Below are 12,037 nucleotides of genomic sequence, written 5' to 3' on the forward strand. Positions count from 1 at the left end.
CTCCTACGGGCCGTCTTGTCGCTCACCGGGTACGGCACCCCTCGTCCGGAAGGCGATGCACGCCTCTGCCCCCATGGTGTCACGGGACGGGGTGCAGCACCTCTCGTCCGGCAGGGCGGTGTGCGCCCTCCGCCTCCTCGGCATGGTGCTCGGAGGTCGGCGGGACGAGGTCCGCCGCTGTGGTCAGAAGGGCAGGTTGTCCGCCTCGAGGGGGTGCACGATCAGCATCCCGGTGATCTTGCCGGTCCCGTTGAACGCCACACGCCCCACCCAATCACCCGCTTCGTGCTCGAGCCGGGTCTGGCCTACCAAGCCGCCGGAGAGGTACTGATTGATGTGGCGGAGCACCACATTGCGTCCGTCCGCGGTCTGGAGTCGCGTCTCCGAGCATGATTCGAACGCACCGCTGGTGCTCACGACCTGATCCCACACGGCCATGACCTTCTTCTTCGTCAGGACACGTGAGGTGGAGAAGGTCATCATCGCCTTCACCGCTGCGTAGTCACCGGTGCTGAGGAGTGCGAAGACCTGTTCGGTGCGTTCCTGGAGATCGATGAGTGGTCGGGTCACGATGTCTGCTCCTGGGTTGTCCGGCGGGGTGGTTCCGAAGCGTTTGAAGGCGGCCTGTCGGGAGATGCCGTAGACGTCGCCGATGGCCTGCCAGGGAACCCCGTGGGCGCGTGCGACGGCCACGGTCCTGATGAGGTGCCGTTCCGCGGCATCCTCCAGGCGCCGGGCGAGCCGGACATCCTCGAGGCGGTCTGCGGATCCTGCGGCCGCTTCTGCTTCGCGGATCAGCCCGGTGAGGGCCTCGAGGGGCTCCTTGCCGGGATCATCCATCTGCCAAGACTAACCTGAGGTGGTGATACGTCAACCCTTGGATGACATCACACATCATGGGACCCGCTCAGCCGATCCTCACCCGGCCGTCCTCCACCTCCCAGCGCTCGTCCAGGCGCACGTTCTCCAGCAGGCGGCGGTCGTGGGTGACCAGCAGGAGTGCTCCCGTGTAGGACTCCAGCGCGTCCTCCAGCTGCTCGATGGCGGGCAGGTCCAGGTGGTTGGTCGGTTCGTCCAGCACGAGGAGGTTCACCCCGCGGGCCTGCAGGAGTGCCAGCCCGGCGCGGGTCCGCTCGCCGGGGGAGAGGGACCCCACCAGGGAGCGCACCTGATCCGCCTTCAGCCCGAACTTGGCCAGCAGGGTGCGCACCTCCCCCTGGGACAGCTCCGGCACCAGGGCCTCGACGGCGGCGCCGAGGGGAACGGTGTCCTCGAGCTGGCCGCGGGCCTGGTCGATCTCACCCACCGCCACGCTCGAACCGAGGGCCGCTCCGCCGTCGTCGGGTGCCTGGTGGCCGAGCAGGAGCCGCAGGAGGGTGGACTTCCCGGCGCCGTTGGGGCCGGTGATCCCGATGCGGTCCCCGGCGTTGACCTGCACCGAGACCGGTCCGAGGGTGAAGTCCCCCTGCACGGCGGACGCGTTGTTCAGGGTGGCCACCACCGAGCTGGAGCGCGGCGCGGACCCAATGGTGAACTGCAGCTGCCACTCCTTGCGGGGTTCCTCCACCTCGTCCAGCCGCGCGATCCGCGATTCCATCTGGCGCACCTTCTGCGCCTGCTTCTCGGAGGACTCCGCGCTGGCCTTCCGGCGGATCTTGTCGTTGTCCGGGCTCTTGCGCATGGCGTTCCGGACGCCCTGCGAGCTCCATTCGCGCTGGGTCCTCGCCCGGCCCACGAGATCCTGCTTCTTCTCCGCGTACTCCTCGTAGGCCTCACGGGCGTGCCTCCGGGCGACGGCGCGCTCCTCCAGGAAGGCGTCGTACCCGCCGTCGTACACGGCCACCCGGTTCTGCGCGAGGTCCAGTTCGACGACGGTGGTGACGCAGCGTGCCAGGAACTCGCGATCGTGGGAGACGAGCACCACGCCGCCGCGCAGACCCTGGATGAAGGTCTCCAGGCGTTCCAGCCCGGCGAGGTCGAGATCGTTGGTGGGCTCGTCGAGGAGCACCACGTCGAACCGGCTCAGCAGCAGGACGGCGAGGGCCACACGCGCCAGCTGCCCGCCGGAGAGGGAGCTCGTGAGGGTCCCCGGATCGATGCCGTAGGCCACGTCGGCGAGGACGGCGGGGATGCGCTCCTCGATGTCCACGGCACCCGAGGCCATCCAGTGGTCCAGGGCCGCGGCATAGGCGTCGTCGGCGCCCCTGTCCCCGGACCCGAGGGACGCCGCGGTGTCCTCCATGGCCTCGGTGGCCGCCGTCGTCCCGGTCCGGCGGCCGAGGTAGCCGGCCACGGTCTCGCCCCCGATCCGCTCGTGCTCCTGCGGCAGCCAGCCCACGAAGGCCCCCGGTGGCGTGGCGCGCACACTGCCGGCCGGCGGGGTGTCCGGGCCGGCGAGCAGGCGCAGGAGGGTGGTCTTCCCGGCGCCGTTGGCGCCCACCACTCCCACGACGTCGCCCGGGGCCACCGTGAGGTCCAGTTTCGAGAACAGGGTGCGGTGGGCGTGTCCCCCGGACAGGTCCTTCGCCACGAGGGTTGCAGTCATGCCCTCAGTGTAGAAGGGGCGCTCCCGCGCGCCATGATGCACCGGGTTCGCGCCCTCTGTGCCGAAGAGTTCGGCGGGTGCGGGAGCCACCGTATGTCGCATCATGGCCTGCGCGGTCCTCCGGCGGGCAGGACGCTCAGGAAGCGGCGGCCGGCGACGAGGGCAGGTGGAGCCGTGGGAGTTCCTCGAAAGCCGGTTCCGCGAACCAGTAGCCCTGGAACAGTCGGATGCCCTGTCCCGCGAGGAACCGGAACTCCGCCTCGGTCTCGATGCCCTCCGCGAGCACCGTGACGCCGAGCTCCCGGGCGATGTGCACGATGCCGGCGATCACGGCCCGGCGGGCGGGGCTGGAGTCCACCCCGCGGATGAGCTTCATGTCGATCTTGAGCAGATCGGGTTGGAAGTCCACCAGCAGTCCCAGCCCCGCGTGGCCCGCACCGAAGTCGTCCACGGCGGTGGTGAAACCGTGCTTCCGGTACTCGGTGATGATCCTCTCGAGATGATGGGTGTCCGCGATCTCCTCGTTCTCCGTGAACTCGAACATGATGGACGACGTCGGGAAACTGTGCCGCGCGGCGGCACGCAGGGTGGCCCGCAGACACGCGGCCGGTTCGTAGACCGCCCCGGGCATGAAATTGATGGAGAGTCTCAGATCCTCACCTGCGGGGAACAGCCGCGCCGCCAGTTCGATGGCCTTGACCCGGCAGTCCTGGTCGAAGCGGTACTTCTGCGCCGGTGAGACCTTCGCGAGGACCTCGAAGGCACCCTCTCCCGACAGCCCTCTGACCAGCGCCTCGTAGCCCCAGACGCGATCCCCGCCGGCGTCGTAGATCGGTTGGAAGGCCATGCTGAAATCGAAGTCGAGTGCCGACGACGCCGAACATCCGTCACATGTCATGCCGATGTATCCCCTCAGTACGTCCCATCCACGATAGAACACCGAGGTCGAGTATCCCTGCACCGAGGACACAGGAGTTCGCTCGAGAACCTCGGCGGGCGGGTGGCGGACCGCGGGAACGGGACCAGTGACGGGTCTGCCACCGTGCGGCTACAGTAAGCGTACTGAGTATTCGTGCTGCAGCGGTGCAGCACGAAGGATCGGAACTGCTGGCGGTGGCCGGGACCGTGACACTGTGGAGGCGGAACTCGTGGACGGACGCGTGCAGGGCGGGGTGCTGCGGACAGCGCTGCAGGAGGCATCCCTGAGCCCGGGGGAGTTGTGGATCGAGTACTGCGCGCTCGGCGGCAAGGCGACGCAGTTCGAGCTCGAGGCGTTCCTCAACGCGGCGATCCTCCTCCCGGCCTTCGAGCGGGACCTGCTCGCCGATGCCTGCAACTCCCTCCTGAAGCAGACGGCGGTGACCACGCGGATCCCGCAGAGCCGCGAGGACGAGCCCGACGAGACGGGCGAGGACCCGTGGAAGGGATTGGGAGCGGCGGGTGCCTTCCTCCTCGCGCCGGAGCAGATCGGGATGGAATGGCTCCACGCCCTGGAGCGCACCGGCCTGCTCGGTACCGAGCCGGAGTCCCGGTTCGACCGTTTCACCCGGCAGGCGGTCACGGAATTCGGGGTCGGCACCGCCTTCGTCATCCTCGTCGGCGACCGGCGCATGTTCCTCAAGTCCGTGATCGGCTCGCTCGAGCAGGACCTACCCCGCAGTATCGCGTTCTGCACGGCCACCCTCCATGGCGGGGGTCCGCTGGTGGTGCCCGACACCCTGACCGACGAGCGCTTCAGGGACCATCCCCTCGTCGCGGAGGAGCCCCACCTCCGCTTCTACGCCGGTCATCCACTCCGCGGGCCCGGCCACTGGGTGGTCGGCATCATCTGCCTGGCGGATCAACGTCCTCGTGCCTTCACCCACGAGGACCAGCAGGCGTTCCATCGACTCGCCGTCGATGTCGAAGCCGAACTACCGACCGGTTCCTAGGCCGGCCGCACCACCGGGGAGCGTCGCCGTCCCGGTGACCACCCGTTCAGTCGACGACGTGCCAGATGCTGAACTCGGTCAGGTCCAGGAGGGCGCGGTGACCGGCGAGGTCGTCGCGGATCCAGAGGATGCCGAGCGCGGGGACCGTGTCCTCCACCCGCCCGCGGTAGTACACCTGGCCGCGACGTCGGGCCTCCACCACGGTGCCCTCGGTCAGCGCGGCCAGGTCCAGGATGCGGGTGGTGGCGGGGGTGGCGACGGCGGTCATCGGATGCTCCTCGTGGTTCGGGGTCCGCCGGCCAGGGTAGGGCCGGCGACCACTTCATGATTCGGGAGCGGTGTTGCCGGGATATTTCGGGCACATTATCTTTCCGCACCCCGCGCAGGAGGAGACGTCAGGAGCGCCCGCGGGGTCTGCCCAGCAGCCTGATCGTTGCCTAAGCTACTCGCATGAGCCACCCCACCGAGCCGGACCGCGCCTATGCCGGGGCCATCGAGGAACGCACGCGAACCCTCGTCGCCGGGGCTGCTCCGGAGGCCTCACCCTTCGGCGGTGCGCCCTCGGACCTGGCCGACGACGTCGAGCGCGGTGCGGAGGACCTCGGCGACCGCCTCCGGCACGTGGTGCAGCACCTCCACGCCCACCCGGAGACGGCGTTCGAGGAGCATCACAGCGCGATGCTCCTGCACCAGGAGCTCGCACGGCACGGGATCGACGCCCGGCTCGGAGTGCACGGCGTCGAGACCTCCGTGCGGGCGGAGACCGGCGGTGCGGACCGGGGTCCCACCATCGCGATCCTCGCCGAGTACGACGCCCTGCCCGGGATCGGGCACGCCTGCGGGCACAACGTGATCGCGGCGGCGGGACTGGGGGCGTTCCTCGCGCTGGCCGCCGTCGCGGACCGGCTGCCCGGCCGCGTGGTGCTCCTCGGCACCCCGGCGGAGGAGGGCCACTCCGGCAAGGAGGTCATGGCGCGCAACGGGGCCTTCGAGGACGTGGATGCCGCGATCATGGTGCACCCCTACGGCTACGACCTCGCCGACCAGGTGTGGCTGGGCCGACGCCTGCTCACCCTCACCTTCACGGGCGTGGAGGCCCACGCCTCCGCCCAACCGTTCATGGGACGGAACGCGCTCGACGCCGTGAGCCTCGCCTACCAGGGCATCGGGCTGCTGCGCCAGCAGCTCCCGCCGTCGGACCGCGTGCACGCGAACATCACGGACGGGGGCCAGAGCCCCAACATCATCCCCGGCCGGGCCGTGATGAAGCTGTACGCGCGTTCGCGGCAACCGGCCACGCTCAAGGATCTCAGTGCGCGGCTCGAGGACGTGGCCCGCGGGGCCGCACTCATGACCGGGACAGGTGTGGAGCTGCAGTGGGACGAGTACCCGCCGTCACTGCCCATCCGCACCAACACCGCGCTCACCGGGCGGTGGGTGGCAGCCCAGCAGCGGCGCGGGAGGTCCCCGTTGCCGCTCGGCGTCGTGTCGGAGACCCTCGCGGCGTCCACCGACTTCGGGAACGTCAGCTACCGCATCCCGGGGATCCACCCGCTGATCCGCATCGCCGATCCCGCCACCGCCCTGCACACGCGGGAGTTCGCCGTCGCCGCCGCGAGCGGGGCGGCGGAGTCCGCAGCGGTGGACGGCGCCGTGGGGCTCGCGCTCACCGCCCTCGACTACCTCCTCGACGCGCCCCTGCGTGAGGCCGTGCACGCCGAGTTCCAGGCCCAGGGCGGGCCGATCGACGTGCCCTCCTACTTCGCCTGACCACTCCGGCCCGGCACCGGTCCGTTCCAGCAGCATCCACTCCGAGGAGAACGCATGGCTCCCACCGCCGCACGACGCCCGGGTCCGGCCGACCGCTTCCTCACCGGGGTGGAGCGCATCGGCAACAAGCTGCCCGACCCGTTCATGCTCTTCGTCATCCTGTTCGCCGTCACCGCCGTCGTCACCACCGGCATGGCCCTCGCGGACGTGACCGTGCAGGTCCCGGGAGCCGAGGAGGCCACGGTGATCCGGGGTCTGTTCACGGGGGAGGGGGTGGCCTGGCTGACGGAGAACATCGGCGCCAACTACCTCGGGTTCCCGCCCCTGGCCACCGTGCTGCCCATCCTCCTCGCAGTGGGGGTCGCCGAGAAGTCGGGGCTGCTCGGTGCGCTCATCCGCCGCGTCTTCGGGTCCGCGCCCCGCTGGGCCCTGCCCTACGCGGTCGGCTTCGTGGGGGTGGTCGGGTCCGTCATGTCCGACTCCGCGTTCGTGGTCATCCCGCCGCTCGCCGCACTCGTGTTCAAGGCCGCGGGGCGTCACCCGGTGGCCGGGCTGCTCGGCGGCTTCGCAGCCGCCGGTGCCGGCTACTCCACGAATCTGCTGGTCACCAGTCTCGACGCCCTGTTCGCCGGGATCACGACGGCGGTCACCGAGAACCTGCCAGACCCGGGCGCCCCCGTCACCCCGCTCTCCAACTACTACTTCAACATCGCCTCCTCGGTGGTGCTGATCCTCCTCGCCGGATTCATCATCGACAAGGTGCTGGAGCCGCGCCTGGACCGGCAGGGCGTCCCGGTGGACGAGACCGTCGAGGACGGCGAGCAGGCCCCCGCATCCGTGGTGCGCACTGCCGAGCTCGCACCGGTGGAGGCCCGCGGCCTGCGCTGGTCCGTGGTGGTGGGCGCCGTCGTCGCGCTCGTGATCCTCGTCGCCGTGATCCTCCCCGACTCGCCCTGGCGCAACGAGACCGGTGGATTCCTCCCGCGCTCGCCCCTGCTCAGCTCGATCGTCTTCATCGTGTTCCTGCTCTTCATCGTCCCGGGGCTCGTGTACGGGCGGATCGTCGGCACCATCACCACGGGGCGCGACGTCCCGCGGGTCATGGGCGAGGCCATCAAGGACATGGCGGGATTCCTGGTGCTGGCGTTCATCCTCGGGCAGTTCATCGCCCTGTTCAACTGGTCCGGCATCGGCTCCTGGATCGCCGTCGCGGGTGCCACGGGGCTCGAGGCCATCGGCCTGACCGGGTACCCGGCGATCCTCGCGTTCATCCTGCTGGCGTCCGTGCTGAACCTGTTCATCGTCTCGGGGTCCTCCATGTGGACGCTCATGGCCGCCGTGTTCGTCCCCCTGTTCGTGCTGCTCGGGTACGAGCCGGCATTCATCCAGGGCGCGTTCCGCGTAGGGGATTCCGCCACGCAGGTCATCACCCCGCTGAACCCGTACATGATCGTGCTGCTGACCATGCTGCGGAAGTACGAGCCGGACGCGGGTCTCGGCACGCTGATGGCGCGGATGCTCCCGTTCGTGGTGCCGTTCTGGCTGGCCTGGACGGCGATCCTCTCGGTCTTCTTCTTCCTCGACCTGCCGATGGGCCCCGGCAACGGGATCTTCCTCGACCGGTAGGGCCGTGTCGCGACGTGTCCTGGCCGAGCGTCCGGACCCCGTACCGGAGGCGCCGTCGTCAGTCCTTCGCGGCCGCGGCGTCCTCGGCCAGGATCACGCCGTCGTCACTCATGCGGTCGATCCTGTCCGCCGACTCGACGACCGGGTAATCGCTCCGATGAGGGTCAGCGGGTGGCTCAGGGAACCGGGCGATGACGCGCACCGAGGAGGTATCCGAGCAGCCCCGAGGCCAGGGCAAGGCCTCCCACGAGCAACAACCACCCCAGCACGCGGGACGGTTCCTCCTCGAAGGCTTCGGTGTAGCGGGCGGGACCGGCCGGCGCAGTGGCGGGCAGCCCGGCCAGGACGGCGATCAGAAGTCCGACGGCGATGCACGCGGCACCGGTGAACACCACGAGCCGTAGGCGACGGCGGTTCATCGCGGTTCCGTCCCGTGACCCGGCGCCGGGTCACGGGTCCTGAGCCGGTATCCGGTCCGGCATGACCGGCACCGCCATCGGCCGCGGGTCCGTCCTGCACCCGCGGCCGACCTGCCCGGTGACCGAGCGCCGTCGAACTCACCAGCAGCCCGCCCAGCAGGAGGCCGAAGCCGGGTAGCAGCAGCGGTTCGGAAGTCGCGTCGAAGGCGAGTTCCAGGGTGGAGGAGTACGCGACGCCCACCTCAGGAGGCGTCGGTGGGGTGATCACGCGGGAGGACGCCGGTGAGCCGAGGAGCATCGCCCCGCCTGCCAGTATCGAGAGCGACGCGCACCCGGCGAGCACCAGGACCGTGATCCGCGCCGTGCGGGAGGAACCGGGAAGAAGTGGCCGGAAGGCGCGGGGGCTCCACCGGTACCCGGCACCCCAGCCCAGCACCAGGAGTCCGCCCGCGGCGAGGAAGTACCCGAAGAGCTCTCCCGCACCGGGCTCTCCGTCCCCGAAGGTGAGGGTGGTGGGTCGAAGGGGCGCGTACGCGAACCAGCCGAAGGTGGACACCCGAGACTGCACGGTACCCACCACCAGTCCAGCACCCACCAGGGCCACGACGAGTCCGCCGGACACCACCCACGCGGACACCGGCCGCCTGCTCACACCACGCCGCATGATCCCCCTGCTCCTGACACGCTCCCGGGACGGGCGCGCGGCTCCGAGCGTAACCGCCGAGGTCAGGAGCACCAAGCACCTGGCGGTTCCGTTGCCGGATCGCATCGGGGGCTTCCCCGGAGGCGCTGCGGGGGCCGACGCATCGGGCCTCTAGGGTGGATGCATGGGTGAGGGGGAGGCGGTACTCGAGGCGGACGCGCTGCTCGTGGGGTACGCGGGGGCACCGGTGTGCGGGGAGGTCTCCTTCACCGTGGGGTCCGGCGAGGTCCTCGCGGTGGTGGGCGGCAACGGTGCGGGGAAGTCCACCGTGGTCAAGACCCTGGCCGGCCGGCAGCCCCCGCTGTCGGGAGAGGCACGCGTCCACGGCCTGCCCGTACTGCCCGACGCCGTCCTGTTCCGGCGCCGGGTGGCCACCGTGTTCGACGAGGACGTCTTCTTCCCCGCACTCACCGTCCGGGAGCACCTGCTGCTGGTGGCCCGGGGTCACTCGCTCGCATCACCGGAGGAACGCGTCCGCGACGAGATCGGGTTCTTCGGCTTGGCGGACCGGGCGGACGCCGTCCCGGACGCCCTGTCCTCGGGGCAGCGCCGGCGTCTGCTGCTGGCGGCGGGACTGATCCGTCCGTCGTCGCTCCTGCTCCTCGACGAGCCGGAGCAGCGCCTCGATCCGGTGATGCGCGATGCCCTGGCGGGACGGATCCGTGGTCACGTGGATGACGGCGGCGCGGTGCTCCTGGTGACGCACGATCCGCGGCTCCTGGTGCGGACCGCCTCGCGATGCCTGGTGATCGACGAGGTTCCCACCATGGTGAGTCCCGAGCAAGGGGCCGTGATCATCGCGGGGTCATCGTGACGCGGTGCTCGGCGTGACCGGCCCGCTGTGGTGCTTCCCGTGACGGGCTCGGCGGCGGACGGGCGTGAGCTCGCGCGGGACCTGGCGAGGTTCACGCGCCGTTCCTCCCGGCGCCACACCCGCGAGCGGACGTCCGTGGTGGACGTGGTCGTGGACCTGTACTCCACGGTGCTCGCCCTCGCGTGCGTGCTGGCCGTGGTGGTGTCCTTCGTGCTGGCGCTCCGTGAGGAACTCGTGGCGCGGAGCCTGGCCGAGGGCGGTCTCGTGGACCAGCAGTGGCAGGTCCTGCCCCAGGGGGTGCTGTGGTCAGGGCTCACGTACCTGGCCCTCGTGGGCGTGCTAATCACGGCCCGCAAGCTCGGGCCGGTGGCGGTCGCGCAGGCGGAAGGCGCCTGGTGGTTGCCGCTGCCGGTCGATCGCCGGCCCGTGATCCTGCCGGGTTTCCTCCGCCGGGTCGCCACCGTGGGAGTCGGGGCCTCAACACTCCACGTCCCCTTCGGCCTCCTCACCGCCGGCACACGATCGCTGGGAGCCCAGCTGCTCGCGGCCGCCACCTTCGGTGCAGGTGCCGTGATCGCCGTCGGAGGTGCGGCACTCCTGCAACTGGGGTACGCCCGTGGTCCGGGGGCGCGCGTCCTGGGCGCGGTGGGCCTCGTACCCCTGGCCCTCCTGCCGTTCCTCGCGCACCCGGTACCCCTGCTGGTCGCCGTCCTGGGCGCAGGGGCGCTGGTGGTGTACGTGGGCTCCCGGGTGGCCACGATCCCCGGTGCCGAGCTGGTGAGAGGGGGAGCGGTCTCCGGGCGCGTGGGTGCGTCCCTCTTCTTTCTGGACACGAACGAACTGGCGAGGGCCCTGGCGGCGAGTGCCCGCCCCGCTGCGGCCGGACGGTCGGCCCGCTTCTACGCCGGGGCGGTCCGCGGACCCTTCACCGCACTGGTGCGTGCGGACGTGGTGGCCTTCCTCCGGGTGCAGCCGAGGCCGATCGGCCCGCTCGCCTGGTTGCTGGTCTGCATCGCTCCCGTGCTCGTGGAGCCCGCCCTGCCGGTGCTGCTGAACCTCGCGGTGATCGCCGTGGCCGGCTCCGCCACGGCGTCGGGGTTCGGGACGGTGGCGCGCAGGACGGCGATCGTCCCGGAACTCGACGCCCTCATCCCGCTCGCCCCGTCGCTCGTACGCTGCAGCAGGGTCCTCGCGCCCGCGCTGGCGATGTCCGCCTGGCTGGGCGTGCTGACGGCCGCCCTCGCACTGCTGGGGGCGGCAGGACCGTCATTGATCCTGCTCGGAGCGACGGCGGGCATCGGCACGGGGGCCGGGGTGGTCCGGGCGGCCTCACGCCCTCCGACGGACTGGACGCGGCCGCTCCTGGACACCCCCTTCGGGCCGGTGCCGAGTGAACAACTGGGCACCCTGCTCCGGGGGATCGACATGACGATCCTCGCGCTGGTCCCCCTGCTGATCGCCCTGTACCTCGGGGACGTCACCGGGGTGCTGCTCCTCGCGCAGCTCGTGGCGAGCGCGATCGTCGTCGTCGTCTGCGCGCAGGACTGAGGCGCCGCGCTCCGGCATCCGGTGCACGCCGCCCCCGGTCGACTCCCCGATCGGCCCGCACCACGGGGTGCCGCTGGGGGCGGACCGATCGGGGGTCATTCGTTGACGAGCACGGGGACCCCGACGGCGGCCGACACGGCCCGGTCCGCGAACTCCGGCGGAACCATGATGGCGAACTCCTCCGGTTCGGAAGGTCCACCGTGGGTGTGTCCGGCGTCGGGTTCGTGGTCGAAGCGATCGGCCCCGAGGAGGTTCCCCTGCTCGTCGTAGAAGCCCGCCAGGACCTGGAGTGCCAGGAGCTCGCTGATGTCGCTGGTGACCACCACCTCGCCGGACACGCCGGTGCCGTCGAAGACCAGGTCCTCGAGGACGATCCGCTGGTCGAAGGGGCCCTCCGCCTGGACCACCTCCCCCGGTGCGGGGCGGGCGTCCGCGATGCTCTCCAGCTCGGGTTCACCCTCGGGTGCTTCCAGGTCGGGGAACGCCGTCCGGACCACCGCGGTGGGCTCCGCGGCCGTCTCCTCCGTCGGCTGGGCCGTGGCTGTCGCCTGCGCGACCCCCTGCGGCTCGGCGTCAGGCGTGGCGGGGGTGCAGCCGGTGAGCAGCAGGCCGAGCGCGAGGCCGGCGAGGACGGCGGGGAGGCGCGGGGACGGGGGCGGTGGGGTGGTGTTCATGATGATT

Annotated in this window: 12 protein-coding genes and 1 riboswitch; of the genes, 6 read left to right on the plus strand and 6 right to left on the minus strand. The window is 70.9% G+C overall.

Going from position 1 to position 12,037, the window contains the following annotated elements:
• Window positions 1-4 precede the first annotated feature (4 nt).
• Window positions 5-69: riboswitch (guanidine-III (ykkC-III) riboswitch) on the minus strand.
• 114 nt (window positions 70-183) lie between these two features.
• The 3 genes from AC792_RS12340 to AC792_RS12350 form a co-directional block, all read right to left on the minus strand.
• Entirely contained in the window at window positions 184-840 is a 657-nt protein-coding gene (locus AC792_RS12340) for a hypothetical protein (protein ID WP_049830802.1), read from the minus strand.
• A gap of 67 nt (window positions 841-907) precedes the next feature.
• Window positions 908-2,545 carry an ABC-F family ATP-binding cassette domain-containing protein gene (locus AC792_RS12345; RefSeq protein ID WP_049830856.1) on the minus strand — a complete coding sequence of 546 codons (1,638 nt, stop codon included), beginning with the start codon at window positions 2,543-2,545 and terminating at the stop codon, window positions 908-910.
• A 136-nt stretch (window positions 2,546-2,681) separates the two neighbouring features.
• Window positions 2,682-3,392, minus strand: coding sequence for an EAL domain-containing protein (locus AC792_RS12350; RefSeq protein WP_235436710.1), 711 nt, complete (start codon window positions 3,390-3,392; stop codon window positions 2,682-2,684).
• 286 nt (window positions 3,393-3,678) lie between these two features.
• Between AC792_RS12350 and AC792_RS12355 the strand changes: the two genes are divergently transcribed.
• On the plus strand, window positions 3,679-4,476 hold the full coding sequence (locus tag AC792_RS12355; RefSeq protein WP_049830804.1) for a GAF domain-containing protein: 798 nt from the start codon (window positions 3,679-3,681) through the stop codon (window positions 4,474-4,476).
• Between the two features lie 46 nt (window positions 4,477-4,522).
• On the opposite strand, the gene AC792_RS12360 is transcribed toward AC792_RS12355, so the two are convergent.
• Window positions 4,523-4,744, minus strand: coding sequence for a hypothetical protein (locus AC792_RS12360; RefSeq protein WP_049830805.1), 222 nt, complete (start codon window positions 4,742-4,744; stop codon window positions 4,523-4,525).
• Between the two features lie 182 nt (window positions 4,745-4,926).
• On the opposite strand from AC792_RS12360, the gene AC792_RS12365 reads away from it, so the two are divergent.
• Together AC792_RS12365 and AC792_RS12370 are read left to right on the plus strand one after the other, a co-directional pair.
• On the plus strand, window positions 4,927-6,246 hold the full coding sequence (locus tag AC792_RS12365; RefSeq protein WP_049830806.1) for an amidohydrolase: 1,320 nt from the start codon (window positions 4,927-4,929) through the stop codon (window positions 6,244-6,246).
• Between the two features lie 54 nt (window positions 6,247-6,300).
• Entirely contained in the window at window positions 6,301-7,872 is a 1,572-nt protein-coding gene (locus AC792_RS12370; protein ID WP_049830807.1) for an AbgT family transporter, read from the plus strand.
• A 176-nt stretch (window positions 7,873-8,048) separates the two neighbouring features.
• Here the strand turns inward: AC792_RS12370 and AC792_RS12375 are convergent, their stop codons facing one another.
• Window positions 8,049-8,291, minus strand: a complete 243-nt coding sequence (locus AC792_RS12375; protein WP_049830808.1) for a hypothetical protein — start codon at window positions 8,289-8,291, stop codon at window positions 8,049-8,051.
• A 260-nt stretch (window positions 8,292-8,551) separates the two neighbouring features.
• On the opposite strand from AC792_RS12375, the gene AC792_RS12380 reads away from it, so the two are divergent.
• The 3 genes from AC792_RS12380 to AC792_RS12390 are packed head-to-tail and all read left to right on the plus strand — an operon-like array spanning window position 8,552 to window position 11,356.
• Window positions 8,552-9,109, plus strand: a complete 558-nt coding sequence (locus tag AC792_RS12380; protein WP_049830809.1) for a hypothetical protein — start codon at window positions 8,552-8,554, stop codon at window positions 9,107-9,109.
• Window positions 9,110-9,118: 9 nt separating this feature from the next.
• Window positions 9,119-9,808, plus strand: a complete 690-nt coding sequence (locus tag AC792_RS12385; RefSeq protein WP_049830810.1) for an ABC transporter ATP-binding protein — start codon at window positions 9,119-9,121, stop codon at window positions 9,806-9,808.
• Between the two features lie 39 nt (window positions 9,809-9,847).
• Window positions 9,848-11,356 (plus strand): DUF6297 family protein, encoded by a 1,509-nt coding sequence (locus tag AC792_RS12390; RefSeq protein ID WP_049830857.1) that lies wholly within the window; start codon window positions 9,848-9,850, stop codon window positions 11,354-11,356.
• Window positions 11,357-11,451: 95 nt separating this feature from the next.
• Here the strand turns inward: AC792_RS12390 and AC792_RS17355 are convergent, their stop codons facing one another.
• Window positions 11,452-12,030 carry a hypothetical protein gene (locus AC792_RS17355; RefSeq protein ID WP_049830811.1) on the minus strand — a complete coding sequence of 193 codons (579 nt, stop codon included), beginning with the start codon at window positions 12,028-12,030 and terminating at the stop codon, window positions 11,452-11,454.
• Between the last annotated feature and the right edge of the window lie 7 nt (window positions 12,031-12,037).

Origin of the sequence: Arthrobacter sp. RIT-PI-e, from assembly GCF_001187915.1 — a bacterium.
Classification (GTDB): domain Bacteria; phylum Actinomycetota; class Actinomycetes; order Actinomycetales; family Micrococcaceae; genus Arthrobacter_D.